The organism is Amycolatopsis umgeniensis (assembly GCF_014205155.1).
Lineage (GTDB): Bacteria > Actinomycetota > Actinomycetes > Mycobacteriales > Pseudonocardiaceae > Amycolatopsis > Amycolatopsis umgeniensis.
In genome coordinates this window covers 8,066,752-8,090,226 of sequence record NZ_JACHMX010000001.1, presented here as the reverse complement: position 1 = coordinate 8,090,226, position 23,475 = coordinate 8,066,752, and the positions used below count along the sequence as shown (strand labels likewise).

General features: G+C 67.7%; 26 protein-coding genes. 6 read left to right on the top strand and 20 right to left on the bottom strand.

The window, feature by feature from the left end:
- Positions 1 to 64 precede the first annotated feature (64 nt).
- Together HDA45_RS37385 and HDA45_RS37380 are read right to left on the bottom strand one after the other, a co-directional pair.
- On the bottom strand, positions 65 to 1,633 hold the full coding sequence (locus HDA45_RS37385; RefSeq protein WP_184903493.1) for a carbamoyltransferase C-terminal domain-containing protein: 1,569 nt from the start codon (positions 1,631 to 1,633) through the stop codon (positions 65 to 67).
- Positions 1,634 to 1,720: 87 nt separating this feature from the next.
- Positions 1,721 to 3,187, bottom strand: coding sequence for an ATP-binding protein (locus tag HDA45_RS37380; protein ID WP_184903492.1), 1,467 nt, complete (start codon positions 3,185 to 3,187; stop codon positions 1,721 to 1,723).
- Positions 3,188 to 3,375: 188 nt separating this feature from the next.
- Here HDA45_RS37380 and HDA45_RS37375 point away from each other — a divergent pair, with 188 nt between their 5' ends.
- Together HDA45_RS37375 and HDA45_RS37370 are read left to right on the top strand one after the other, a co-directional pair.
- The gene (locus HDA45_RS37375; RefSeq protein WP_184903490.1) at positions 3,376 to 4,059 is read left to right on the top strand and encodes a hypothetical protein; all 684 of its coding nucleotides are present in this window, start codon (positions 3,376 to 3,378) and stop codon (positions 4,057 to 4,059) included.
- A complete protein-coding gene (locus tag HDA45_RS37370; protein ID WP_184903488.1) occupies positions 4,043 to 4,393 on the top strand; it encodes an MmcQ/YjbR family DNA-binding protein in 351 nt (116 codons plus the stop codon). The genes HDA45_RS37375 and HDA45_RS37370 overlap by 17 nt, the downstream gene beginning before the upstream one ends.
- Positions 4,394 to 4,712: 319 nt before the next feature.
- Here the strand turns inward: HDA45_RS37370 and HDA45_RS37365 are convergent, their stop codons facing one another.
- From HDA45_RS37365 to HDA45_RS37305, 13 genes are all read right to left on the bottom strand, one after another.
- On the bottom strand, positions 4,713 to 5,042 hold the full coding sequence (locus tag HDA45_RS37365) for an avidin-fold protein (RefSeq protein WP_184903485.1): 330 nt from the start codon (positions 5,040 to 5,042) through the stop codon (positions 4,713 to 4,715).
- Positions 5,039 to 6,283, bottom strand: coding sequence for a glutamate synthase-related protein (locus tag HDA45_RS37360; protein ID WP_184903483.1), 1,245 nt, complete (start codon positions 6,281 to 6,283; stop codon positions 5,039 to 5,041). Before HDA45_RS37360 ends, HDA45_RS37365 begins: the two co-directional genes overlap by 4 nt.
- Positions 6,280 to 7,275, bottom strand: a complete 996-nt coding sequence (locus HDA45_RS37355) for an asparagine synthetase A (RefSeq protein ID WP_184903481.1) — start codon at positions 7,273 to 7,275, stop codon at positions 6,280 to 6,282. The genes HDA45_RS37360 and HDA45_RS37355 overlap by 4 nt, the downstream gene beginning before the upstream one ends.
- A 2-nt stretch (positions 7,276 to 7,277) precedes the next feature.
- A complete protein-coding gene (locus HDA45_RS37350) occupies positions 7,278 to 8,579 on the bottom strand; it encodes a methylaspartate mutase (protein ID WP_184903479.1) in 1,302 nt (433 codons plus the stop codon).
- Positions 8,576 to 9,037 carry a cobalamin B12-binding domain-containing protein gene (locus HDA45_RS37345; protein ID WP_184903477.1) on the bottom strand — a complete coding sequence of 154 codons (462 nt, stop codon included), beginning with the start codon at positions 9,035 to 9,037 and terminating at the stop codon, positions 8,576 to 8,578. Before HDA45_RS37345 ends, HDA45_RS37350 begins: the two co-directional genes overlap by 4 nt.
- On the bottom strand, positions 9,034 to 10,314 hold the full coding sequence (locus tag HDA45_RS37340) for an ATP-grasp domain-containing protein (RefSeq protein ID WP_184903475.1): 1,281 nt from the start codon (positions 10,312 to 10,314) through the stop codon (positions 9,034 to 9,036). The genes HDA45_RS37345 and HDA45_RS37340 overlap by 4 nt, the downstream gene beginning before the upstream one ends.
- Positions 10,311 to 12,062, bottom strand: a complete 1,752-nt coding sequence (locus tag HDA45_RS37335; protein WP_184903473.1) for an ABC transporter substrate-binding protein — start codon at positions 12,060 to 12,062, stop codon at positions 10,311 to 10,313. The genes HDA45_RS37340 and HDA45_RS37335 overlap by 4 nt, the downstream gene beginning before the upstream one ends.
- Positions 12,063 to 12,092: 30 nt before the next feature.
- On the bottom strand, positions 12,093 to 13,349 hold the full coding sequence (locus HDA45_RS37330) for an MFS transporter (protein ID WP_184903471.1): 1,257 nt from the start codon (positions 13,347 to 13,349) through the stop codon (positions 12,093 to 12,095).
- Between the two features lie 6 nt (positions 13,350 to 13,355).
- On the bottom strand, positions 13,356 to 14,975 hold the full coding sequence (locus tag HDA45_RS37325; protein ID WP_246480912.1) for a class I tRNA ligase family protein: 1,620 nt from the start codon (positions 14,973 to 14,975) through the stop codon (positions 13,356 to 13,358).
- Between the two features lie 2 nt (positions 14,976 to 14,977).
- On the bottom strand, positions 14,978 to 15,343 hold the full coding sequence (locus HDA45_RS37320; protein WP_184903467.1) for a cupin domain-containing protein: 366 nt from the start codon (positions 15,341 to 15,343) through the stop codon (positions 14,978 to 14,980).
- Positions 15,344 to 15,368: 25 nt separating this feature from the next.
- On the bottom strand, positions 15,369 to 16,682 hold the full coding sequence (locus tag HDA45_RS37315) for a lysine N(6)-hydroxylase/L-ornithine N(5)-oxygenase family protein (protein ID WP_184903466.1): 1,314 nt from the start codon (positions 16,680 to 16,682) through the stop codon (positions 15,369 to 15,371).
- A 58-nt stretch (positions 16,683 to 16,740) separates the two neighbouring features.
- A complete protein-coding gene (locus tag HDA45_RS37310; RefSeq protein ID WP_184903464.1) occupies positions 16,741 to 17,997 on the bottom strand; it encodes an ATP-grasp domain-containing protein in 1,257 nt (418 codons plus the stop codon).
- A 154-nt stretch (positions 17,998 to 18,151) separates the two neighbouring features.
- Entirely contained in the window at positions 18,152 to 18,637 is a 486-nt protein-coding gene (locus tag HDA45_RS37305; protein ID WP_184903462.1) for a winged helix-turn-helix transcriptional regulator, read from the bottom strand.
- A 91-nt stretch (positions 18,638 to 18,728) separates the two neighbouring features.
- Between HDA45_RS37305 and HDA45_RS37300 the strand changes: the two genes are divergently transcribed.
- The gene (locus HDA45_RS37300) at positions 18,729 to 19,277 is read left to right on the top strand and encodes a dihydrofolate reductase family protein (RefSeq protein ID WP_184903460.1); all 549 of its coding nucleotides are present in this window, start codon (positions 18,729 to 18,731) and stop codon (positions 19,275 to 19,277) included.
- On the opposite strand, the gene HDA45_RS37295 is transcribed toward HDA45_RS37300, so the two are convergent.
- Both HDA45_RS37295 and HDA45_RS37290 read right to left on the bottom strand, forming a co-directional pair.
- Positions 19,274 to 19,618 (bottom strand): hypothetical protein, encoded by a 345-nt coding sequence (locus HDA45_RS37295; RefSeq protein WP_184903459.1) that lies wholly within the window; start codon positions 19,616 to 19,618, stop codon positions 19,274 to 19,276. The two genes, HDA45_RS37300 and HDA45_RS37295, sit on opposite strands and share 4 nt — an antisense overlap.
- A gap of 144 nt (positions 19,619 to 19,762) precedes the next feature.
- Complete coding sequence (locus tag HDA45_RS37290; RefSeq protein WP_184903457.1) at positions 19,763 to 20,170, bottom strand: VOC family protein; 408 nt, start codon at positions 20,168 to 20,170, stop codon at positions 19,763 to 19,765.
- 471 nt (positions 20,171 to 20,641) lie between these two features.
- Between HDA45_RS37290 and HDA45_RS37285 the strand changes: the two genes are divergently transcribed.
- Both HDA45_RS37285 and HDA45_RS37280 read left to right on the top strand, forming a co-directional pair.
- Positions 20,642 to 21,121 (top strand): DUF2975 domain-containing protein, encoded by a 480-nt coding sequence (locus HDA45_RS37285; protein ID WP_184903455.1) that lies wholly within the window; start codon positions 20,642 to 20,644, stop codon positions 21,119 to 21,121.
- On the top strand, positions 21,121 to 21,333 hold the full coding sequence (locus HDA45_RS37280) for a helix-turn-helix domain-containing protein (protein ID WP_184903453.1): 213 nt from the start codon (positions 21,121 to 21,123) through the stop codon (positions 21,331 to 21,333). Before HDA45_RS37285 ends, HDA45_RS37280 begins: the two co-directional genes overlap by 1 nt.
- Here HDA45_RS37280 and HDA45_RS37275 read toward each other — a convergent pair.
- The gene (locus HDA45_RS37275; protein ID WP_378317230.1) at positions 21,330 to 21,491 is read right to left on the bottom strand and encodes a hypothetical protein; all 162 of its coding nucleotides are present in this window, start codon (positions 21,489 to 21,491) and stop codon (positions 21,330 to 21,332) included. The two genes, HDA45_RS37280 and HDA45_RS37275, sit on opposite strands and share 4 nt — an antisense overlap.
- 71 nt (positions 21,492 to 21,562) lie before the next feature.
- Between HDA45_RS37275 and HDA45_RS37270 the strand changes: the two genes are divergently transcribed.
- On the top strand, positions 21,563 to 22,183 hold the full coding sequence (locus HDA45_RS37270) for a UdgX family uracil-DNA binding protein (protein ID WP_184903451.1): 621 nt from the start codon (positions 21,563 to 21,565) through the stop codon (positions 22,181 to 22,183).
- Between the two features lies 1 nt (position 22,184).
- Here HDA45_RS37270 and HDA45_RS37265 read toward each other — a convergent pair whose 3' ends face one another.
- Together HDA45_RS37265 and HDA45_RS37260 are read right to left on the bottom strand one after the other, a co-directional pair.
- The gene (locus HDA45_RS37265) at positions 22,185 to 22,376 is read right to left on the bottom strand and encodes a hypothetical protein (RefSeq protein ID WP_184903449.1); all 192 of its coding nucleotides are present in this window, start codon (positions 22,374 to 22,376) and stop codon (positions 22,185 to 22,187) included.
- Positions 22,377 to 22,494: 118 nt separating this feature from the next.
- A complete protein-coding gene (locus HDA45_RS37260; RefSeq protein ID WP_184903447.1) occupies positions 22,495 to 23,457 on the bottom strand; it encodes a TIGR03557 family F420-dependent LLM class oxidoreductase in 963 nt (320 codons plus the stop codon).
- Positions 23,458 to 23,475: the final 18 nt, after the last annotated feature.

The window sequence follows — 23,475 nt, the reverse complement described above, 5'->3', positions numbered from 1 at the left end:
CGAGGTGCCCGGATGCCACGACTGGGTGCGTGGCATCCGGGTCTTGCCCCCGTTGGGCAAGAAATCAGGAGCTGCGCGGGGTCACGAACGTGTCGTTGATGACGTAGCCGTCGAGGCCGTACGTCTCCCCGTACTCGATGAGATCACTGGTGCGGTTGAGGAAACCGCGCCCGTTGTTGTTCAGCGAGGTGTTGCACAGCACGCTGAACCCGGTCTGCTCACGGAACGCCTCGAGCAGATCGGTGATACCGGCGTTGCGTTCCCGCGTCACCGTCTGGGTGCGCGCGGTCCCGTCGACATGCGTGATGGCCTTCAACTCGTCGGAGGTGACGTGGTTGAAGTACAGCATGTACGGGTCCTGCACCGAGCCGACGAACCACTTGGGGGCGTCCGACTCCAATGCGATCGGGGCGATCGGCCGGTATTCTTCGCGGCGCTTGATCTTGTTGAGCCGCACGGTGGTGTCCACGGTGAACGGCGCGGCGAGGATGGACCGGTTGCCCAGCGCGCGCGGGCCCATCTCGTACCGGCCGCGTGCCCAGCCGATGATGTTGCCGTCCTTGATGTACTTCGCGACCTCACTCGCCACGAGCGGCCGCGTTTCGTACTTGACCGGATCCGGGATGACGTCTTCGACGAAGTTCTCGCCCGCGTAGACGTCCCAATCAATGGTCGCCTGTCCGGTGTAGAACCACTGCGCGTCGATGGCCGTGCCCAGCGCCGAACCGCTGTCGTTGGGGCACGGCGGCACGAACACCGAGGAGAACAGTCCGCTCTCCCGCCACAAGCGGTTCCAGTCGCAGTTCAGGCCACATCCCCCGGAGATCAGCAGCGGCAGGCCTTCGGTCAGGTTCTTCTCGGCGTAGTCGTGGAACCGGTTGAAGATCGCCTGCGAATGTTTGGCCGCCGCGTTGCGGTACTCCTGCGACCACACGCCGGCGTTGTACAGATGGGACCAGGACATCTCCTCTTTGGACAGACCGAGGATGATACCGTCGCGGTCCAGGATGAAGTCGATGGTCTTCTGCTCGTCCGGGGTGAGCGGGCCGGGCTCGGCGAAGCCGGTCAGCGCCATCTGCTTACCGGCGTCGTTGAACCGGAATTTCCCCTTGCCGAGCGGGAAACCCGGGTCCGCCAGCGCGAAGAGATACGCGTACTTCGCGCCCGGGTCGGCCAGAACGTGTTTCAGGTGGGTGGCTTCACCGCGCTCGTCGATCCGGTAGAAGTCGCCGATGTTCCCTTCCCACACCAGGGAGTAGTACGCCTGGCCGGGCGCCGCGGGGGCCATCCCGAGGGAGGTGTAGATATGCGAGCGCTCGTGGGTGGAGGAGAAGTAGCGCACGTCCTTGCCGAAGAACCTGCCGGCCTCGTCGGAGATCGCGCCCTCGCCGACACCGAAGTATCCGGTGCGGGACGGGGGTTCCACCGAGAACTCGCCCTTGACCCAGCCCCCGAGCGCGACCACGTCCGGCTGCTTGTCCAGCATGCCGGCCGCTCGCGCCATCAGTTCACCGGTGATCCGGTCGTAGCGCGGGTAGTTGTCCTTTTCCGACTCCAGCGCGAACAGCAGCTTGCCGTCCTCGATCGCCACGATCCCGCCATCGTGGCCCTCTTTCATCGACAGAATCAGCATTGTGTCACCGAATTTCGCTCGCCTTCATTCGTCGACTCATTCAAGCCGCGCGGCCCGTTGACCGGAAGCGCCGCGCGGCTCGAACAATCAACCTTCGGACGAGCCGCCCGGCAGGGTGCGCACGGCCTCGTGGCGCAGCGATTCGAAAGCGTTCTTCCGCGCCCTGCGGCCCGCCATCGGGACGGCGGCGGCGAGCGGGTTCGGCTCCCGTTGCCGCTCGGCGGCGAACGCGCTGACCAACCGGGAAACCGCGTACCGGCCCGCGACGTTGGCGCGCTGGAGCAGCCCGGCGTCCACCACGGACTCGAGGAGCTCGTCGGCCGTCTCGATCATGATGCCCATCGCCGCGGCGACACCGATCGACGTCGTCCAGCCCGCCCCGCTCTGCCCGAAATGGTGGATGGCCTCGCGCCCGGCCGGCGAAAGATGTTCGTACGCGGAGCTGAACCTGTCCCGGACGTTGACGTCACCCACGCTGAGGCTGTCCATGAGCCGTTCGCGATCGGAGAGCTGGCCCGCCGTGTACGCGATCGCCCATTCCGGGCGCGCGGCGATCTTGCGGCCGACGATGTTGATCGCCAGCGGAAGATCCCCGCACAGTTCCGCGATCGTGTCGGTCGCGTCGTGTTCCGCCCGCACCCGGCTCGGTCCGGCTATGCGGCCGATCAATGCCAGTGATTCCTTGCGCGAGAACGCATCCAGCTCCACCCGGTTCGCGTCCTCCAAGCCGAGCAGCCGGGCGCGGCTGGTGACCACGACCTGACTGTGCGGTGCCTGCCCCAACAGCGGCCGCACCTGTCCTTCGTCGCTTACACCCGCGAGGAGAACGAACAACCGGCGTTCCGCCAGCAAGGACCGGTACAGCCCGATCCGCTGCATCGGGTCGTCGGGCACGAGATGCGCCGGCACGCCGAGCGCGCGCAGGAAACCGCGCACGATCCCGTTGGCCGATCGGCCGCCCGTTCCGCTGTTGCTCAGATCGGCGTAGAGCTGCCCGTCCGGGAAGTCCGCCGCCACCTCTTCGGCCAGCCGCAAGGCGAAGGCGGTTTTACCCACACCGATCGGACCACTGACGAGCAACGGCGCTTTGACCGGGCCGGTGGCCCCGATCATCTCGGCGGCGTCGGTCAAATCCCCTCCCCTGCCGACGAACGTCCTCGACCCCATGGGCAACTGGGCCGGACGGGCGAGGTGGATGACCCCGGATGCCAGCACGTGTGCGCCATCCGCCGGAATCTCCGCCGGTGCCGGAGCGGGCGCCCGCTCCTCACGTACCTCGACTCCGCCACCTGTCTGTCCCGCGACGTTCCGCCAACGCCGTTCCCACACCGAACGGTCCCCGCCGCACGCGGAGACGAACGCCAGTGTCACCGCGAGGGTGGGCAGCCGGTGGCCGCTCGCCGCGCTGGACAGTACGGAAGGCGCGAACAGCGCCGTCCTGGCGAGTTCCCGGTAGCTCGGGTTCCCCGCTCGGTTACGTAACACCCGCAGATCATGAGCGAATGCGGCGATCGGACCAGTGGAGCCGTCCAACGGTCGCTCGGGTCTGCCCATGCCTAACTCCTCCCCGGGATGGGGTAACGCGATCGCGCTGCGTGACCACCATCCTTGTGACCTTCCTGGCCACAACCCTAAAGGACCAATGAACCATGCAGCAGATACAAATAGGTGACTCAATGTACAAAGTCCAATAGTTGGACGCGGAAATTCACCCCCTTGGTGGCACCGGATAGGGTTCGCCCATGTCTGGCCCCCTGCCCCCTCTCGCCGAACTCCGGCGCGCCGCCGAAGTGTTCAACGGCTTCGCGAATGCCGACACCTCATGGCTTCGGCTCATCCAGGAAACGCAGTCCGCGATCGACCTGTCACAGGCCGCACATCGCACAATTCTTCTGCGCTGGCTGAACTCGTGGGGGTGCCGGATCCGGTATCCGCGAGAGGGCGAGCCCGCCCCCTTCGACGAGGGGGTCCGGGCCTGGTGGGACACCTGGGGCGCCACCCTGCCGTCCGTCGACATCGTCCACCTGACGGACGCGGGGATCGACACGGCCGCGAAGGCGTACTCGGACCTCTCGGGTGTCGTCGTCTCAGCAGGACGGACGAGGCGTACGCTGGGCCCGACCGCCGCGGCCAAGGCCCTGTATGCGTTGCGGCCCAACACGATCATGCCGTGGGACGCCGCCATCGCGGCGGCCCTCCACGGCGACCGCGACGGCGCCGCGTTCGGCAGGCACCTGCGGCTCGGTCGCGAGTGGGCGGCCGCGGTGATCACCGAGGCGGGCGACGGGATCCCCGCCCTCGTGGGCAGACCCGTGTCACTGGCGAAGATCCTCGACGAATACCTTTACGTCGCCTTCACCATGGGCGCCACGGGTGACTGGGGAACAGACAGCGGAGAATGGTGGAAAAATGGTAACCGGGGATGACGTCAGAAGGATCGCTTCGGAGCTGCCCCGCGCCTATGAGGCGCTGGTCCGGGACCGGGCGAAGTTCCGCGTGGGGCGAATCGTGTTCCTTTCGCTCTCGCCTGACGAAACCGTGCTGGGATTCGGCTATCCCAAAGAAGAGCGGGAAGCACTGGTGGCGGGCGAGCCGGACAAGTTCATGATGCCGATTGCGTCCGATATGCGCTATCAGTGGGTTCGCGTCCGGCTGTCCGCGATCGATTACGAGGAGTTACGAGAGCTGATCGTCGACTCGTGGCGAATGTGCGTGCCGAAGAAGGTCTGGACCGAATACCTGGAAAAGAACCCGCGCTGAACCGCTCCTTTCGACGTGAGCCGTTCAGCCCCCTCGACTGCCCTTTTCGGTCCCGTGAATTACCTAGTGGGCGATCGAAAAGGGCCGATCGAGACAAATCACGTCTCGATCGCGGCGGCGTTGCGGGTCGGCAGCCGTGACTCGCGTGATCAGAGACGTGACTCGCGTGACTGGAGGCAGCACTCGAGTGTGCGGCCTCTGATCACGCGAGTTCCGCCTCCAATCACGCGAGTGCGGCGCCGAAGCACAGATACGTGAAGGCCCCCTTCCCTCGCCTGAGCCGAGGGAAGGGGGCCTTCACGCGCAAAACCGTAGGAACTTACTCGGCGACCTCTTCGATCGCCGAGGTTCCGCGCGAGCCAGGGGTCCCGTACCGTTCCCACACCTCGTTCAGCCGGATCCGCCCGTCCGGCAGGAACTCCGGGGTGTTCGTGCTGTGCCCCGCGATCACCTGGCCGCCGGCCAGCACCATCGTGTAAGCCATGTCGATCGTCCCGTCCTCGCCGCACTTCCCGGTCAGCGAGCCGAGCCGCACGCCGCCGCCGGTCAGCTCGGCCCACACCAGGTCGTCCTTCTGCCGGTACAGCGTGACCGGCGCGTTCGGGTCGGTGCTGACCTTGCGAAAGCGTTTGCCGTCGTAGTTGATCATCCGTCTTGCTCCGTCCTGGTCGGGAACCAGAGGTCGTCCGAGGTGAGATCCGCGAGGTCGTACTTCCCGAGCGCGCTGGTGAGCAGCCGCAGTTCGAGTTCGAGACAGCGCACCAGCCGCACGAGCCCGTCGGTCGCGTCCTCGTCGACGGCGAGCAGTGCGGCACGGCCGAGGCCGACCGCGGAAGCGCCCATGGCCAGGCACTTCAGCGCGCGGGCCCCTTCCCAGATCCGTCCCGACACCAGCAGCGACGCGTCGTGCTTGCCGACCCGCCGCAGGCATTCCACCAGTGGCAACCCGACCTGATCGAGGAACACCGACGGTGCCCAGCCGGTGCCGCCCTCGGCGCCGTCCACGGTGACGGCGTCCGCCCCCGCCGCCCACGCGACCCGCGCCGCCTCGCCGACGTCGCGGCCCGGGTGCAGTTTCACCCACGCGCGGGCCCGCGGGTAGTTGTTGCGCATCAGATGGATCTGCTGGCGCAGGATCTCGCCGGTGAACGTGCCGGGGCTGCTCGAGCGCAGCACCATGGCCGTGTCCGTGCCGAAGGTTTCGTCCACTGTGTACTGTTCGGCGATCTCGCCGGCGGCCGTGCGTGAGAGCACCGTCATCCCGCCGAGCCCCGGTTTGGCGCCCTGGCCGACCTTGAGCTCGAAAGCCAGCCGCCCGGTTTCCAGCAGTTTCGTCGCCGACGGGTCGCTGTAGACGAGGTTCCACACCTCCGCGTCGGCGTCTTCGGTGCTCTGCTGCACCACGACACCGCCCAGCCCGTCCGGTACCGCGTCCGCGTACGCGCGGATCCGGCCGAGCAGCCCGTCTTCGACGCTTTCGCCCATCCGGCCGTAGCCGTGCATCGGCACGACGTTCTCGCCGATCACCATCGGCATCCCGAGTCTGCCGGCCTGCTCGCTCGCGGCGATCCCGAGACCACTGCCCGCCACCTGCGTGGATCCGAACGCGCACAGGAAAACCGGCGACGGCGCCATGAAGCCGCCGAGAACCGTCGAGAGCCCGACATCGCCGTAGACCGGTTCGCGCGCGAGGTCGAACATCTTCTCCAGGCGCCGAGGGACGAACACCGGCGGCACGATCCGCGCGCGGTCGAGTTCGTCGGGAGGACTGTCGACGTCCGCGCCGAACAACGACCGGCCGTATCCCCCGACGTCGGGGAAGATCGCCGCGCTGCCTTCCCGCGCCCGCGCGCGGATCGCGTCTTCCGGGAGCTGCCGTGCGGTGATCACGGCGTCGCGATCCCGGGCAGTTTCGGATACGCGTTGGCCTGCCAGACCGCGTCCAGCCCGGCGATGTAGCGCGTCACCCGCTCCAGCCCCATCCCGAAGCCCGCGCTCGGCGGCAGTCCCTCGCGCGCGAGGTCGAGATACCAGGCGTACTTCGCCGGGTTCTCCCCCGTCTCCCGCATCCGCTCGATGAGCCGCCGGTACTCGTGCGTGCGCTCACCGCCACTGCACAGTTCGCCGAAGCCGTCCGAAGCGATGAGGTCGAAGTTCCGCAGCACACCCGGTTCGGTGCTCGACTCGCCGTCGGTGAACCCGCGCGACCCTTTGGGGTAGTCGACGATGAAGAACGGCCGGTTCGTCTGCTCGGAGATGATCCGCTCGCCCTGCCAGTCGATCTCCGCGTCGGCGCTCTGCCCGTGCAGCAGCCCTTGCAGCCGCGACACCGCCTCGCGGTGCGTCATCCGCTCGAAGTCCTCGTCCAGCAGCGCGGTGAACGCCGCCTGGTCCCGGCCGAGCGTCGCGAGGTCCACTTTGGACTCGCGCAGCGTGTACGTGACCACGTGCCGGAGCAGGCCCTGCGCCAGATCGAGGACGTCCTCGCGGCTCGCCCGCGCGACCTCGACGTCGATCTGGGTGAACTCGACCAGATGGCGTCCGGTGGTCGAGGTCTCCAGCGGCTCCAGCCGCACGTTCGGGGCGACGTAGAAGATCTTGTCGAAAGCGAGCAGCGACGCCTGCTTGTACAGGATGACACTGGTCATCATCTTGTACTTGTGCCCGTAGTAGTCGACGTCCACCTGTTTGGCGCCGCGGCATCCCGGGTCGGTGACCGGCCCGATCAGCGGCGGCTGCAACTCCACGAACCCGTTCATGCCCAGGTACTCACGGGTGCCCGCGGTGATGCTGTTCTGGATGCGCAACGCCGCCTGCGTCACCGGCGACGTCAGATGCTCGCGGGTGCCCGGCGGCAGCGCTGCTTCCGATGTTTCGGTCATGCTCAACTCCCCTGTACTAGTTTCACGGTCTCGATTCCGGGCATCCCGTACTTCTCGTCGAACGTCCGCTCGACGTACCGGAGCGCGTCCAGCAGGTCGCCCGACGTCATCCGCCGGTCCGCGGGCAGCTCGACGAGATCGCCCAGCGGCATCGCGCCGATCCGCTGCCATTCCAGGCGCCCGCTGGAGTCCAGCCGTCCGCGCGCACGGCCGGCGTTGTCCGGATGCAGGCAGAACGGGACGTCCAGCTGGCCCCGCGCGAACGCGGTGACCAGCGCCCTGCCGAGATCGCCGTCGAGCGAAAGAACGTTGTCCACCAATGCTTTCGCCTGCGCGTGGATCCCGGTGTCGCCGAGATGACCGATCCGGGGTACACCCCGCGCGGCTTCCGCCGCGTGTTCGAGGGCGGTCACGTTCTCCACCACGGTCGGCAGCCGGTGCGCTTCGGCGGTGGTCTTGACGATCAGCCTGCTCGCACCGGTGCGGGCGGCCAGCCGCGCGGACTCCGCGATCAGCGCCAGCGCGCCGCCGGGGGTCCTCGGGTAGACGCCCATGTAGCCGTAGACCACCACATGCGTCCGCGCGTGCGGCACGTATTCCCTGATCAGGGCGTGCAGCGCGGCGATCGCCTCCTCGTCCTGCCCGGCGTGGGTCTGTTGCGCGTAGCTGAACGACAGGCACCGGACCCCGTGGCGCCAGAAGAACATTCCCTCGAGCACGCTCAACGCGACCAGCAGCGCGGGCGGGCACAGCTGCCCCATCATGCAGCCACCGAAGGTCTCCAGATGCGGCTCCAGCTCAGGGCTCCGCGCCTCGGCCAGCGTTTCGCAGCTGCGCCGCCAGTTGTCGACGGCCGCCGAGAGCGGCATCCGGCTGTACGGCAGGCAATACGAAACCGGCCCGCCCTCGGTCGCGTGCAGCCCGAAGTCCAGCAGCGTCCGCACGATCCGGCGCGGATCCGCCGAACCGTGCCGGATCTGCACCGGGAACTCCCTGGTCAGCACGCCGTCGAGCAACGCCGTCGTGACCTCCGGGTCGTGGTCGGCGAGCGGATAGCCGTTGAGATCGGCGCCGGCGGCCAGCGCCGCCTGTGCCGCCTCGTGGTCGCCGACCCTGGTGTAGCTGTCGATCGTGATGGTGCCGACGGTCGCGGCTCGCGCCGACCTGGTCGCCAGCAGGCCCCTGGTCATCCGCCCCGGATCGGCGAATCCCATCCGGGGCTGGACGACCAGATCCCCCCTGGCGTGGTGGCGCGCGACCACCTCGCCGAACGAAAGTCCCCGTCGCGGGGCGAGCAGGCTCATCCGGCGCCCAGCGGGGCACCCGTGCGCGCGGACAGGGTGTGCAGGAAGGTGCGGAACGGACTCAACCCGCCCGAGTCCTCGAACACCGCGTCGAATCCGGCCTCCACCAGCCGTGCGGCGTTGCTGCCACCGGTGACGTCGAGCTTCCCGCCGATGACGACCGGCATCGTGACCAGCTCCGCCTGCGCGCGGAAGGTGTCCATCAGCCGGACGCCGTCCTGGCAGCCGTGCCCGTTGAGGCTGCTGATCACCAGCAGATCCGGCCGCCGGACGGTGCATTCGCGCACGATGGTCGCGTCCGGGACGCAGGCGCCGAGATTGGTCACCCGGCAGCCCAGTTCCTCCAGCAACAGCTCCAGGTACACCAGGTTCCAGGTGTGCGCGTCGGACGAGAGCCCGGTGACGATCACCTCGAGACCTGTGTCCGGAAGGGCGGGCTGGACGGCTTCGATGCTCATGGTGCGGCGTTCTCCCTCTCTTCGCCGTCCGGCCGCACGTCGATCTCGATCAGCGCGACAGCCTCTTCGGCCAGGCGCAACGCCTTCGCCGGGCTGTCCGCGGTCACCATCAGATCGCCGACGCGGTCCCACGAACTGCGCAGCCCGCCGAACCGGTCACCGGCCGAGACACCGACGTCGCACAGGAACACGCCTTCGGCCTGCGACGCCTTCTCCACCCCGCGCACGTCCTCGATGAGCCCGGGTTCGATGGACACGAACCGCACCGCCGCACCGCCTTCGGCCTTGCGCGGCAGCACGTCCGCGACCGGCTCGTCCTTCATCACCGAGAAGTAGGCGCGGTTCAGCTCCACCGGATACGCGCGCTGGATCAGCTCGATGATGCCGTCGCCAGCGAACCGGCCGGCGCATTCGACCAGATACGGGACACCGTCCGAGACGATCCATTCACAGTGGACGATCCCGGTGCGGAACCCGGCCGCGTCGGTGAGCCGCCGCGTCTCCTCGTTCAGCAGCGCGGTCAGCTCGTCCGGGATGTCGGCGGGGACGATGTGGGCGAGCTCCACCGGACGCGGACCGGGGAACAACCGCTTGCCGGTGACGTTCGCGAACAGCGGCTCGCCGGCCCGCAGCAGCATCTCGACGCTGTACTCGTCGCCCTCGACGAAGCTCTCGGCCAGCATCTTCAGTTCCATCGCACGGTCCGGGACGAAGATCCCCTCGTCCTGCACGACGCAGTTCGCCCACGCCTGCTCGGCCTCGGCCGCGTCGGTGATCACCTGCGTGCCCACCGACGCCTGCCGGTTCGCGGGCTTCAGCACGATCTTCCCCGGATGCCGCGCCATGAACTCGCGGACCTGTGCCGGGCTTTCGACGCGCGCCGAGCCCGGGTTCGCGATCCCCGCGGCCCGGCTGACCAGGCGCAGCACCCCCTTGTCCCGCAGGATCTGCGCCGCGCCGAACCCCGCTCCCGGCAGGCCGTAGCGTTCCGCGAGCCGGGCCGCGAACGGTGTCGCGTACTCGGTCAGCGGCACCACCGCGGCCGGATCGAGGTCGCGGTGGACGTGGTAGAACTCGTCCGCCTTGCCGGGGAGGTGGAACTCCCATTCGATCAGTTCGCGCACCAGTGCCGAACCGGCCACCGTCTCCCGCGCGTTGCGCTTGCGGATGACGTCGGGCTCTTCGACGAAGATGACCGACCCCTCCGGCTGGAAGTCCTTGATGGACGAACCCAGCGCGGCGGCCACGAAACCGACCAGTACCACGGGCCGCGTCATGAAGACTCCTCGACGTAGTACCAGTTCTCGGGGTTGATCAGGCCGTACGGGTTGATCGGCGAGAACCCGCGCAGGTTGCCCGCGACCTCGAACAGCCGTCGCGGGAACGTCGGCATGAAGATCACCGGTGCCTGGTCGGCGATGTACTCCTGGTACTCGTAGAGCGCTTCGAGACCGTCCGAGGTGACCGTCTTCGCGATCAGCTCGTCCGCCTTGGCGTCGCGGTAGTTGCTGAAGTTGCAGGCGGCGCCGCTCTGGAAGAGGTTCTCGCCGGTCGGGTAGTTGTAGACCCAGCCGCCGCCCCAGCAGGACAGCTCCCACATCCGCGCCTCGCCCGGCCCGTCCTGCGCGACCAGGACCGACCCCATCACCTCTTCGAGGCGGATCTCGATCCCGGCCTTCGCCGCGTCGTCCCGGAACTGCGCCATGAGCCTGGCCAGCGAAGGCCGCCCTTCCCAGTAGCGCAGGGAGAAACTCAGCTCGGTGCCGGCCGGGATGCCTTCGCCCGCTTCACCGGGCCCGGTACCGGGGCGCACGCACACGGCGGGGGAAGCATGGGTGTCCCAGCCGTTGTCCGCGAGCAGCTGCCGTGCCTTCTCCAGATCGAACGGCCAGAAGCCGCCGCGCTCCGAGATCTTCGGCGAGACCAGGTCGCTCTTGGGCAGCACCGGGATGGACCCGGTCTGGCTCCAGCCGTAACCCTGGTACACCTCGCGCGCGCCGTACTCCTGGTCGAAGCAGCTCTGCAGCGCTTGCCGGACGTAGGGCCGCCGGAGCAGGTTCCCGGCGACGGTCGGGTTGCTGAAGTTGACCGCCATGAAGTTGATGTTGAACAGGATCTGCGGTTCCAGCTGGAATCCGTCGCCGAGCGGGTTCGGCCCGCCCTTCGTCGGGTCGCCGTCCGGCTGGACGCCCATCCCCGGCGGCAGGAAGCCGACCTGGACGTCGCCCGACTGCAGCAGCTCGTACTGCTGCTCGTCCGACGTCGTCGAGACCTGGCGCAATTCGTCGAGATGCGCCGGGTTCGGACCGCTGTAATGCTCGTTCGGGACGAAGGTGACGACGCCTTCCTCGGTGTAGCTCTTGAGGCGCCACGGACCGTTGACGACACTCCACACAGGACTGTCGGCCCAACGGGTGCGGTGCGAGTTGTCCTCCTCGACGACGTCACCGTTCTCCGCCATCAGGAACTCGTAGACCGCTTCGGCCTGGGCGATGTCGTGCGTCGCGTCGGCGGGACCGTCCGCGGTGAGGTCCCACGCCTTCGGCATCGGCGTGATCATCGTGAGCTGGTTCAGCAGTACCCAGTTCTTCGAGTACACCTTGTCGAAGGTGAAGCTCACCTTGTCTTCGGCGACCTTCTCGAAGGACACCAGGTTGTCCGGGAAGTAGCCCTCGGAGTAGGCGCCGAACTTCGGGCCCTTCACCTTGAGCATGTTCATCCAGAAGATGACGTTGTCCGCGCAGACGGTCTCGCCGTTGGACCACTTCCACGGCTTGATCCGGACCACGCAGGTGCGGCCGGTCTCGTCCCAGACCGGTTCCTCGCCGACGCTGAGGTCCCAGTCGATCTCCGGCGCGCCGTCGCGGCCCAGCCAGTAGAGGGGCCGGTACATCAGCATCTGGAACTCGTAGAGGCTCCGCACGCCGAAGCGCTCGCCCGGGGTGAAGGGGAAGATCACCGCGGGCGGGAATCCTGGCAGGCAGGCCCAGGTCGCGACGCCGCCCTTGATCGGCTTGTCCGTCATGACTTTCGCTTCCTCCGAATCGGGCCGCGCTCAGGCGGCGGTCGCCTCGAGAACCTCGGCCGGCTGCTTCTTTTCCTGAGCCGACAGCGGTTTCGCCAGACTGAAGTAGGTGCCGATCACGATCGCGCCCTGCAGGATCGCCAGGCCCCAGAACGCGTAGGGCACGGTGGTCGCGTCCGCGAGCGCGGACAAACCGACCGTCGCGCCGACGCCGAGCCCGAGGCCGACGGCCTGCGTGCCACCGAAGATCCGGCCGACCCGGTCCTCCGGGCTGGCCCGCATCAACAGGGTGCGGGCGGCGATCCGGCCTTGGGCGAAGCAGAACCCGGCGAACGGGATGGCCGCCATCAGCGCGATGTAGTGCAGTGGCTGGATCGCGAGGCAGATCAGGTTCCCGAGCGTGCCGAGCACGGCCAGATGGATGCCCTTGAACCGCTTGCTGACCTTGCCGTACGCGGCGGCGCCGACGATGAAGCCGACTCCGGCCAGTGCGTCGACCACGCCGATCATCCACGCGCCCTGGGCGAAGGTCTGCAGGATCAGCGTGGTCAGGATGACGTTGGCGACCATCAGGCCGATGTTCCCGTTGGCGTACAACAGCGCGAGCCGCTTGATCGGCTGGTGCACAGGGGCCTCGACCGGAGCCGACGGGTCCACTGCCGCTTCGGTGACGACCGGCGCCTTGGCAGGTTTGCGGCCGATCGCGTAGACCAGGACGGCCGAGAGGACGAAGGTCAGCGAGTTGAAGATGAACAGCGGCGTGGCGCCGAACCAGATCACCAGGAACCCCGCCAGCGACGACGCCAGCAGCATGCCGGAGTTGCTCGCCATCTCGAAGTGCGAGTTGAACTTCCCGAGCCGGTCGTCGGCGATCCGTTCCTTGATCAGGCCGTTGCTCGCGGGCATGAACAACGCCGCGGTGCAGGCGAGCAGGAAGTTCGCCAGGTAGGAACCCAGGTTCGCCGGGCCGCCGATCCACAGCCACACCGGGAGGGCGAACGCGGTCATCGCGCTGACCAGGTCGGCGGCGACGCACAGCATCCGACGGTCGACCTTGTCGACCAGCTTGCCGAACAGCAGCGCCAGCGCGACCTGCGGGATCGACACCGCGATGAACAGCCAGCCGACCGCCAGGGTGGTCTGTTCGGCGTGGAAGACCAGGATCGCGGCGGCGGTGATCTGGAACGCGTTGCCCGCCGTGGTGACGAAGCCGGCGGGGACCAGCAGACGTTCGGCGAGCCGGGAACTCCGGGCCGCGTCGGCGGAGAGGGTGGTGTCGAGTGACATGGGGTCTCAGACCTCGCTCGTCGGGGGAAATTCCAGTGGTGGCACGGCGAACGCCGTGATGTGCGTGAGGTCGAAGGCGTCCGGCGCGATTCTGAGATCGAACCCGCCCGCTTCGGCGGCACGCGCGGCGAGATCGATCAGGATCGGCGAGGCGCAGCCGATCAGCGCCCGCAGCTCGAGGAAGAGGTCGCCCAGCGCGCCGCGGAGCACCTCCTGGTCGAGGTTGCCCTCCAGCGTGCGTTTCGTCGCCGATCGCAGGCGCTCGACGTGCTGCACCAGCAGATCGGCCGCCCGGCTGAGGCTGAAGTCCTCGAGTTCGTAGTTCAGGACGAACCGGGAGACCATCGCCGCCGCGCGTTCCGTGGCTTCGGTCGTAACCGGGAGCCTGTCGCTCTCCCCGCCGACCTCGGCGGTGAGTTTGGCCAGCGTCTCGGCGAGCTCGTTCCAGGGTGCGACGAGCCGCTCCCCCGCGACCTTCTCCAGCGCCGCGCGGCTGAAGTTGGTCCGGGCGAACTCGGGGGCGGTGAGGTTGAGGTGGAACCGCGCGATGTCGCGGGGCACCTCGGCCGCCAGTTCGCGGGCCCACACCACGTGGCCCTTGCTGGTGGAGAACTTCTCGTTCTCCAGTTCGTAGAACTCGTTGACGAGCAGGGTGTCCGGGAGGACGTAGCGGCCCTCCAGGGCGATCAGTTCGGCGACGTGGACGACGCCCCAGGTGAACAGCGGGTCGAATCCCATGAACACCACGACCCGCGCGTCGTTCTCCGCGAGCCACGCGTCGTCGTCGGCGACCTTCGGCTTTCCGTTGCGCCGCAACGCGTACTCGGTGCAGTACATCGAGGCGGGCATCCCCTCGACCCACGCGTTGAGCCGCTGCCCCGGCGTCTGGAGGAACGGTGCCGGCAGCCCCCATTTCACCGGATACGTGATCGCGAAGTCCGGCAACGGCCCGGCCAGCAGCTCCCGCATCAGCCCGAGCACATGCGGCCGCCACGACGGTCCGCGCTCCTCGTAGTAGGCGAGAAGCTGCTCTCGGTACTCCGAGACGGGGAAGACCATGATCTCCGTCTCGCGGTAGGTCACCTCGTCGGCCGGGTCGAGCACCGAGTACGGCTCGATGAGCGCGTCGAAGTCGATCGGATGCCCGCAGCCCTCGCAGAAACCGCCGCGGCTGTCGGCGAGGCAAGTCGGGCAGCCTCCGCCGACGAAACCCTCGACCAGGAACTCGCCCTTGCTCTCACTGTAGGGCAGCCGCACCTTGCGCAGCCGAAGCTTCCCCTTGTCGTACAAGCGTTTGACGTAGTCGTAGACGAGCGCCTTGTAGCCGTCGTCGGTCGGCGAGAAGCCGTCGACCTCCACGCCCATCGCCTTGAACGTGCGCTGGATGTTCTCGGTCGACTGCTTCACCAGCTCAGGCGGTGTCGACCCGACCCTGGCCGCGCTGGTGACGAGGTAGGTCTGACTGTCGTCGGTGCAGGAGGCGAACACACCCTCGCGGCCCGCCGCGCGCAGATACCGCCGGTGCACGTCGGCGCCGAGGTACGGCCCGGCGATATGCCCGATGTGCAGGTCGCCGTTCGACGTCGGAGGACCGCCGATGATCACCACCGGTCTCGTGTCGGCCATGGTCATACCGACTCCTCGTGCCGGGCGGCGAACTTCACCGTCATGTCGGAGTCCCACCAGATCGCGTACATCTCGAAGTCCTCGGCGCCGTCGTTGAGGATGCGGTGTTCGGTGCCTGGCTTGTGGAACTCGATGTCGCCGGGACGGAAGGCGCGGCGCTCTCCCCCGGACTCCACGACCGCCTCGCCGTTGACGGCGATGAAGATCTCGTACTCGTGATGGGAATGCGCACCCGTCGCGCCGTGCGCCGGCACCGTGACCCAGGCGCCTTCGAACGGCGCGTTCAGCGCCGCCCACGGCAGGAGTCGCTGGCCGTAGGCACCGTTCTCGAAGACCATCTTTTCCCGCTCCAGCGGACGGATCTCCATGACTCTTTCTCTTCCTTCTCGACGATCAGCGGGTGGCGACGATGGGTGCGGTGTCCGACGTCGGCTGCGGCGGCACCTCGGGAATTTCGCCGCGATGGGCGAGGATGTCCTGGAGGATGTCGTGGGCGCGCGGGGCGAGGACGCTCAGCAACGAGTCAGCGATCCCGTGCGTCGCTTCGTTCACGCCCTGGAGGTACACGGCCGCGGTGGCGGGCTGGTCGATCTCCAGCCGGTAGTCGCGGGTCACCTTGATCTCCGAGAGACCGATCGACTTCGCGATCTCCTGGACCATCCTCGGCATCTCCGGCGAGAAGCCGGTGCCGAGCAGGACGAGGTCGGTGCGCAGTTCCTGCGTCTCACCGGTGCGCCGGTCGGTCAGCTCCAGCACGATCTCCTCGCCCTCGTCACGGGCGTCGGTGATGTCGCTCATCGTGATCATCTTCAGGCGGGAGCGGCCGGAAAGGCGGTCCAGGTAGACCGACCGGTAGAGCGCGTCCATCGTGCCCGGCGCCAGCCCGGAGTAGTTCGTGTGGTGCATTTCCTTGAGCATCTGCTCGCGGGCTTCGGGCCGCGAGTCGAAGAACTTGTCCACATGGGACGGGAAGAACAACTCGTTGTTGAACTTGCTGCTCTCGTAGTAGTTCAGGCCGATCGAGCGCATCACCATGGTCGGCTTGCATTCGGGCAGGTCGTTCTGCACCGCGCTGAACAGTTCCGCCGCGCTCTGCCCGGCGCCGATCACCGCGACGCGGTACGGGAGGTCCTTGCGCAGCTTGGCGATCCTCGGCAGGTACTGCGTGCTGTGGATGACGCGGTCCTGGTTCACCGTCCGGAGCCTGTCGGGGATTCGCGCGTCCCGGCCGGCGCCGACCACCAGGTACCGGCTGCGGATGGTCTCGCCGTCGGCGACCCTGGTCTCCCAGCCGGTGAGCGTTCCGTCCGTCCACACGGGAGTGATGTCGAGACATTCCCTGCCGCGCTGCAGATCCACCAGCGACAGCGCTTCGGCCGTCCACTTGAGATAGTCGGCCAGCTCGACCCGGTACGGGACGAAACTGCCCATGTTCACGAACTCGTTGAGCCGGTTGGTGTCGTGCAGGTAGTTGAGGAACGAGAAACGGCTGCGCGGATTGCGCAGGGTCACCAGGTCCTTGAGGAACGAGACCTGCGACAACGCCTCCGGCAGCAGCATTCCCCGCTGCCAGGAGACCTCCTCGTCGCGTTCGATCAGGACCGAATCGCGGGCCAGTCCGGGCGCGAGCTCCTCCAATGCCACTGCGAGTGCCAGGTTGGACGGTCCTGCTCCGATTGCGAGAAGCTCGACATCACGGTTCGCCATTGTTTGCTCCGCCATCGTTGAGAGTGCTGGGAAGGTGTTCTGCGGTACCGGTGCGCGGTCAGCCACCGGCGGCCACCGAGGGCAGCAGGGGGTACGCGGTCAGCCGGACCTGGGCCATGGCCTTGTCCAGCACCACTTCGCAGTCGTCGGGATCACGGCCGGCGCAGATCACGTACGCGTGCCGCGAGATGAACTCCGCCGGCGGCAACCGCAGCCGCGCCCCGGGCTCGACGAGCGCGTCGGCGGTGAGGATCCCGTTGTCCCGCATGGATCCCGGTACGGACACGGACTCGACGACGCAATCCTGTTTCGGGTAGCCGAACCGCACCCCGACCCACCGGGGTTCGGCCTCGTGCGGGATGTGGGGCCGCATGCCGAGCGCGACGTCGACCGCGGCCGCGCCCGGATCGATCCCGGTCGCGAACCGGGCGAGCAACGGGATCAGGTCCCCGCCGAGCCTGCCGTTGATCTCGACGATCACCGGACCGCGTTCGGTGATCTTGAGTTCGGTGTGGGTGATGCCGTACCGGAAGTCGATCGCGCTGTGCGCGCGGGCCAGCGTCGAGCGGAGCGCCGGATCGGCGAGCAGTTCGTCCGCGGAACTGACCAGATGGCCGAGTTCCTCGAAGTACGGATGCATGCCGACCGTCTTGTGCGCCAAGAACATCGGCGTGTACTCACCGTCCACGACGGCACCGTCCACACTGATCTCGGGGCCGGTCAGGTACTCCTCGACCAGCGCCCCGCCCTGGTACGCGGGAGAGCCGCCGAAGCTGGCGTCCTCCGCGGTCCGGAACGCCTGCCGCACCGCCTCGCCGTCTTCCGCGAGGCTGACGCCGATGCTGGCCCCGCCCCCTCGCGGTTTGACGACGACCGGGTACCCGATCCGCTCCGCCACGCGGACCGCCTGGTCTTCGTCGTGCACGAAACCGAAGTCCGGCTGCGCCACCCCGGCCGCGGTGAGCGTCCGCCGGCTGAGCCATTTGTCGCGGCAGCCCTCGATCGCGGAAATCCCCGCGCCCGGCACGCCGAGTTCGTCCGCGACATGCGCCGCGGTGACGATCAGCGCCTCGTCCCACGACACCACGCCGAGCACCGGTGTCTTCGCGTTCACCGCGCGGGCCGCGGCCAGTACGGCGTCGCGGTCCTGCAGGTCCAGCACCGTACCGCCGGTGATGTAGCGCTCCTGCCAGGTCGGTTCGGTCCCGTTGAACAGCCACAAGGGATGCCGGTGCCCGGCCGACGCCAACAGGTACTCCCGGTACGGCCGCATCCCGCAGCCGATCACCAGGACAACACCCTCCGCTGAGCTCATTCCCTCTCCCCACCAGCCCGTCGCTTCGTCGCGGGCTACTACATCCCGGGGATTGGTTGACCGGAACCCTTGATTCGGGCAGAACAATCAACGAGATGCGAGGTGGGATCGCGGGTGTTATGAGGATTGCTCAGTCGTCGGGAGAGAGCAGCCCTCAGAGAGCGCCCTCGTAGGCGGCGGCGAGGCGCTGCAGCACACCGGGCCCGTCCTGCTCCGGCGCCGGCGCGCCGAGGTGGACGACCCGCAGTTCGGCCATGAACTCCGCCCACAGTTCCGGCCCGCCCGCGGCGAGGAGTTCGGCGCGCACCCTCAACCGCTTCGTGGTCGGCCGGTGGCCGAGCCCCCACGAACCGAGCTGGGCGAACACGGGCACCAGCTGGATCGACGCCTCGGTCAGGCTGTACGCGGCCCGCTTGCCGGGTCCGGCGTCCTCGCGGGTCAGCAGACCGGCCTTGACCAGGCGCTTCAGCCTGTCGGCCAGGATGTTGGAGGCGATCCCCTCCTCGGACCCGGCGAGCAGCTCCCGGAAATAGCGCCGCGTGCCGAACATGATGTCCCGCAACACGAGCAGGCTCCAGCTGTCGCCGAACGCCTCGATCGCGGCGTTGATCGGACAGCCCGAACGAGCGGGTTCCGCCATCCCTTCACCTCCGGAAGAAGTGGTTGCAATCTACCATCACTCCGCTTACCGTGGACAAACCGATTGTGAAACGCAACCAGTAGGAGGCGTCATGCTCGACCCACAGACCGCGCGCGGGAAAGTGCTCTGGCACTTCACGATGTCGCTCGACGGGTTCGTCGCGGGACCGGGCCACAGCATGGACTGGATGGCGGGCACCACGTCCCGACCGGCCCTGATCGCCGAATACGCCGCGACCACCGGCGCCGTCCTCGGCGGCCGCGACGGGTGGGACGCCTACCCCGACCCGAGCGGCATCTACGGAGGCGCCTGGAAAGGACCGCTCTTCGTCCTGACTCATCATCCCGAAGACGCGACCCCCGCCGAGGGCGTCACTTTCCTGAACTGCGGCCCGGCCGAAGCCGTCCGGATCGGACTGGAGGCGGCGAACGGGAAGAATCTCGAGGTGTTCTCGCCGAACATCGGCAGGCAGTTGCTCGAACTGGGGTTGATCGACGAGATCGATCTGCACATCGCGCCGGTCCTGCTCGGCGACGGCGTCCGGCTGTACGACAATCCCGGCGGGACCCCGATCCGCTTGCGGGCACTCGGCCAAGCCGATCCCTTCGCGGAAATCGACGTCCGGTTCGAGCCGGTCTAGTTCCGGTTTCCGTAGGATTGCTCGCAGGGATATCCGTCGCGATCGGCGTCCCAGCTCAGCGGGCGCCCCGCGTTCACCCAGGCGTCGAACGCGTACGCGTAGGAGAACCTGTCCGCGGCCAGCCGCTGACAGGAAGTGAGACTCGGGGCGCGCGTGATCGTCACCGGCGGCTCGACCACGACCACCGAAGTGGCGGGCGGCGCGACGACGGCGGTGGTCGTGGAGGGCGGCACGATCTCCCGCACCACGGTGACCGGTGTCCCGGCCGTCGTCGTCCCGCAACCGGCCATTACCGCGGCGGCCCCCGCCGAAACCAGCAGTGCCGCGACCGTCCTGTTCATATCCCCGCCTCCCGATGGAACCGCCGAATCCTCACGTGAGAAGAACGGCGATTCCACCGGCGACATAACGGGTTTCCTGCGATCGGAGCCTCAAGTCCCCGGAAGTCGGGAGCTTCGGCACGGATCGGACGGGGCCGGAATACCCTAGGCCTGAACGACGTTCACCATCCACAAGATGCCGAACTTGTCGGTACACGCACCGAATTCGTCACCCCACATCTGCTTTTCGAAGGGAACCGAAACGGTGCCGCCCGCGGAGAGTTTCTCCCAGTAGCCGCGCAATTCCTCGCCGTCATCGCCACTGAGGCAGACCGACATGTTGGTGCCCGGAGTGTGCTCCATCCCCGGCGGCGTGTCCGACGCCATGATCGTGTAGCCGCTCGGGGAATCGAGCTGACTGTGCATGATCTGATTCTCCTCCGGCGAACCCGCCATACCGGACTCGCCGAACGTATTCAACGTCAGTTCTCCGCCGAACACGGACTTGTAGAATTCCATGGCCTGCCGGGCGTCGCCGGCGAAGCTGATGTAAGGGTTGAGAAGAGAAGCCACTGGACGCTCCTTCGGGTCGAGTCACGAGCATCCTGGCAGACACCACCGCACGCGACAACGGCCGGACTACGGCCGGGTGAATTCCTTCGCGCAACGAAAATTCAACCCCGTTCACCGAATTCGGTGAGCAATTACCCCAATGCGCTCCGACAGCCGACATCGCGTCGACGTCGCTTCACCGTGAGGCATGCCCGCGCGACAGATCCATCCCGCGACGGCCGACGCCTCGACCTGACCGGCGCGAGGACGTGACTCGCGTGATCAGGGACCGCACTCCCGTGATCAAGGACGGAATTCACGTGATCAGGGACGGAACTCGCGTGATCGGAGGCCGCACTCGAGTGTTCCGTCCCTGATCACGCGAGTCACGGGCCCAGTCACGCGAGTGCGGTGCTCAGCCCCGCTCGCTGACTACTCGGTCTTCGATAACTACCGATTGACTTTCGATAGATAACGCGCGAAACTCGATGCATGCTCACCGCACAACGGGCGATCGTGCCGCTCAAAGCCTTCCTCGTGCTGCTGTTCGGGATCCTGGTCCTTTTCCAGACCATGTCGCTCCCCGGCCAGTTCGCGCATATGGCCCGGCAAGACCCGGACATGGCCTATCTGCGCTGGCCCGCGACGGCGGTCTCCGTCTTCTGGGTGCTGTGCGTCCAGGTCGTGGTGGTCGCCACCTGGCAACTGCTCACCCTGGTCAAGAGGGACCGGATCTTCACCGAAGCCTCCCTGAGGTGGGTGGACGCCATCGTGTTGGCGATCCTCGCCGGCTGGGTGGTGCTGGCGGGCGTGTTCCTCTACGTCGGCTTCAACGCCAATGACCCGGGGCTGCCGCTGCTGTTGTTCCTGGCGTTGGTCGGCGTCGCCGTGCTGGGCCTCCTCATGATCGTGATGCGCACACTGCTGCGACAGGCCACCACCCTGCGATCCGACCTGGAACAGGTGATCTGATGCCGATCGTCGTCCGCATCGACGTCGAGCTGGCCAAGCGCAAGATGAGTGTCGGCGAGTTCGCCGAGCTCGTCGGGCTCACCCCGGCGAACGTGGCGGTGCTGAAGAACGGCCGCGCCAAGGCCGTCCGCTTCAGCACCCTGGAAGCCATGTGCCGGGTACTCGAGTGTCAGCCCGGCGATCTGCTCGAATGGGTGGACGAGGAGGCCTAGGCGGCCCCATCTCGGTCCAGCTGGAGCTTCTGGGCCGCGGCCAGTGCCAGCGGCCGTCGTTTGATCACGCCGCCCGCGAGCGTGGGCAGCACGATCTGCACCGCGACACGGGCGGTGTCCTGAACGGAGGCGGTGGCCGGCTCGGTCTTAGTCACCATGGCGGCGGGTTACCCGATGCGACGGGCAGGAAGCCGGTTTGCCCGCCGGCGGGGAGGGGAAACCGGGCTCAATGGTGACCAAGGCACCCGGCGCGGACCCGCCGGAGACCGTCGATCTGGGCAAGCTCCGATCGGCTGCCTCCGGCTGTCGCGGCTGCGACCTCCACCGCGACGCGACCCAAACCGTCTTCGGCGAAGGTCCCCGTCAGGCGGAGATCATGGTGGTCGGCGAACAGCCCGGCGACCAGGAGGATCGGGCGGGCGCCCCGTTCGTCGGACCCGCCGGGCGGCTGCTGGACAAGGCACTCGCGGAAGCGGGCTTCGACCGCGGGAAGATCTACGTCACCAACGCGGTCAAGCACTTCAAATTCAAGCGGGACGAACGCGGCAAGCGGCGCATCCACAAGACGCCGTCGAAGACCGAGATCGTCGCGTGCCGCCCGTGGCTGCACGCGGAATTGGCGGCGGTCCGTCCGCGCCTACTCGTCTTCCTCGGCGCGACGGCGGCGAAGGCGCTCCTCGGCGACGATTTCCGCATCACCCGAAACCGCGGCGAGCGGATCGAGCTCCCCGAGTTCGCCACGACCGCTATCGCCACGGTGCACCCGTCCGCGGTGCTACGCGCGCCGGACCGCGACGAGGCCTATCGAGCCTTCGTCGCGGATCTCGTGGTCGCGCGTGGCAGCCGCTGAATCAGGCCACTTCGGAGCTGCGGCCGCCGTCGTGCAGGCCGAGCATGTCCAGAAGGGTCGCGCAGTCATCGGCGCTCGTCGCCCGTGAAGCCACGGCGAGAGCCGCCCTGCGGCGCATCTCTTCCTGCTCCGGTGAGTCCTGCCCCTCCATTATCAGGTCGGGTACCGGGTGTAGCCCTAGCTCGTTTTTCATCAGATCCCCCTTGGGTGAAGGCCGACGTGCCGTACTGGTACCCACGATCGCGGGCTCGCACACAGGTGTCCCCGTACGGGTGTGCAGAGACAGGCCCGGCTTACTCCGTCCGTGTGAATCAGCCCCGCAGGGCCGGGAGCAGCGTCTCCTCGGCGAACCGCAGGAAGCCCTCCTGCTGGTCTCCGCCGATCTGGATCAGGGCGAGGTCGGTGAATCCGGCCGCTTCGAATTCGCCGGCCTGCTTCACGATCTGATCGACATCCGGTCCGCACGGGATGGCCGCGGCGACGTCCTCGGGTTTGACGAACTGGGTGGCTCCGGCGAACCCCGAGGGTCCCGGCAGTTCGGCGTTGACCTTCCAGCCGCCGCCGAACCAGCGGAACTGCTCGTGCGCCCGCTGGATCGCGGCGTCGCGATCCTCACCCCAGGACACCGGCAGCTGAGCGATCTTCCTGGTCGGCGGGCCGGGTTTGGTGGCGTCCCACGCCCGGCCCAGCGTTTCGTCCGCCTCCACCGCGATCATCGCGTCGGCGATCGGCGCAAACCGGGTGACCGACTGTGACCCGGACACCGCGACGGCGATCGGGACACGCTGCTCCGGGAGATCCCAGAGCTTCGCCGAGTCCACCCGGAAGTGATCACCCGCGTAGTTGAAGTAGCCGCCGTCGAACAGCCCGCCGATGATCTGGATCGCTTCGGCGAGCATGTCGTGGCGGACGTTCGCCGACGGCCAGCCGCGCCCGACGACGTGCTCGTTGAGGTTCTCCCCCGCGCCGAGCCCGAGGGTGAACCGGCCGTCCGAAAGCTCTTGGACGGTCGCCGCCTTCTGTGCCACCACCGCGGGGTGGTAGCGCATGGTCGGACAGGTCACGAAGGTCATCAGCTCGACCCGTTCGGTGCTCTGGGTGACCGCTCCCAGCACGCTCCACGCGTACGGCGAATGGCCCTGCTCGTCCAGCCAAGGCGAGTAGTGGTCGCTCATCACCTCGAAGTCGAATCCCGCCTTCTCGGCCCCGGCGGCGTACCCCACCAGGTCCTTCGGTCCGGCCTGTTCGGTCATGAGCGTGTAGCCGATGCGCATTGAAGCCTCCTTCGCGTC

Excerpts from the sequence above, each read along its gene's own strand:
- HDA45_RS37385 (WP_184903493.1), bottom strand. The coding sequence starts at position 1,633 with ATGCTGATTCTGTCGATGAAAGAGGGCCACGATGGCGGGATCGTGGCG.
- HDA45_RS37350 (WP_184903479.1), bottom strand. The coding sequence starts at position 8,579 with ATGAGCCTGCTCGCCCCGCGACGGGGACTTTCGTTCGGCGAGGTGGTC.
- HDA45_RS37295 (WP_184903459.1), bottom strand. The coding sequence starts at position 19,618 with ATGAACAGGACGGTCGCGGCACTGCTGGTTTCGGCGGGGGCCGCCGCG.
- HDA45_RS37340 (WP_184903475.1), bottom strand. The coding sequence starts at position 10,314 with ATGACGCGGCCCGTGGTACTGGTCGGTTTCGTGGCCGCCGCGCTGGGT.
- HDA45_RS37365 (WP_184903485.1), bottom strand. The coding sequence starts at position 5,042 with ATGATCAACTACGACGGCAAACGCTTTCGCAAGGTCAGCACCGACCCG.
- HDA45_RS37330 (WP_184903471.1), bottom strand. The coding sequence starts at position 13,349 with ATGTCACTCGACACCACCCTCTCCGCCGACGCGGCCCGGAGTTCCCGG.
- HDA45_RS37285 (WP_184903455.1), top strand. The coding sequence starts at position 20,642 with ATGCTCACCGCACAACGGGCGATCGTGCCGCTCAAAGCCTTCCTCGTG.
- HDA45_RS37380 (WP_184903492.1), bottom strand. The coding sequence starts at position 3,187 with ATGGGCAGACCCGAGCGACCGTTGGACGGCTCCACTGGTCCGATCGCC.
- HDA45_RS37300 (WP_184903460.1), top strand. The coding sequence starts at position 18,729 with ATGCTCGACCCACAGACCGCGCGCGGGAAAGTGCTCTGGCACTTCACG.
- HDA45_RS37375 (WP_184903490.1), top strand. The coding sequence starts at position 3,376 with ATGTCTGGCCCCCTGCCCCCTCTCGCCGAACTCCGGCGCGCCGCCGAA.
- HDA45_RS37335 (WP_184903473.1), bottom strand. The coding sequence starts at position 12,062 with ATGACGGACAAGCCGATCAAGGGCGGCGTCGCGACCTGGGCCTGCCTG.
- HDA45_RS37355 (WP_184903481.1), bottom strand. The coding sequence starts at position 7,275 with ATGACCGAAACATCGGAAGCAGCGCTGCCGCCGGGCACCCGCGAGCAT.
- HDA45_RS37270 (WP_184903451.1), top strand. The coding sequence starts at position 21,563 with ATGGTGACCAAGGCACCCGGCGCGGACCCGCCGGAGACCGTCGATCTG.
- HDA45_RS37345 (WP_184903477.1), bottom strand. The coding sequence starts at position 9,037 with ATGAGCATCGAAGCCGTCCAGCCCGCCCTTCCGGACACAGGTCTCGAG.
- HDA45_RS37260 (WP_184903447.1), bottom strand. The coding sequence starts at position 23,457 with ATGCGCATCGGCTACACGCTCATGACCGAACAGGCCGGACCGAAGGAC.
- HDA45_RS37320 (WP_184903467.1), bottom strand. The coding sequence starts at position 15,343 with ATGGAGATCCGTCCGCTGGAGCGGGAAAAGATGGTCTTCGAGAACGGT.
- HDA45_RS37370 (WP_184903488.1), top strand. The coding sequence starts at position 4,043 with ATGGTAACCGGGGATGACGTCAGAAGGATCGCTTCGGAGCTGCCCCGC.
- HDA45_RS37265 (WP_184903449.1), bottom strand. The coding sequence starts at position 22,376 with ATGAAAAACGAGCTAGGGCTACACCCGGTACCCGACCTGATAATGGAG.
- HDA45_RS37275 (WP_378317230.1), bottom strand. The coding sequence starts at position 21,491 with ATGGTGACTAAGACCGAGCCGGCCACCGCCTCCGTTCAGGACACCGCC.
- HDA45_RS37305 (WP_184903462.1), bottom strand. The coding sequence starts at position 18,637 with ATGGCGGAACCCGCTCGTTCGGGCTGTCCGATCAACGCCGCGATCGAG.
- HDA45_RS37315 (WP_184903466.1), bottom strand. The coding sequence starts at position 16,682 with ATGGCGAACCGTGATGTCGAGCTTCTCGCAATCGGAGCAGGACCGTCC.
- HDA45_RS37310 (WP_184903464.1), bottom strand. The coding sequence starts at position 17,997 with ATGAGCTCAGCGGAGGGTGTTGTCCTGGTGATCGGCTGCGGGATGCGG.
- HDA45_RS37280 (WP_184903453.1), top strand. The coding sequence starts at position 21,121 with ATGCCGATCGTCGTCCGCATCGACGTCGAGCTGGCCAAGCGCAAGATG.
- HDA45_RS37325 (WP_246480912.1), bottom strand. The coding sequence starts at position 14,975 with ATGGCCGACACGAGACCGGTGGTGATCATCGGCGGTCCTCCGACGTCG.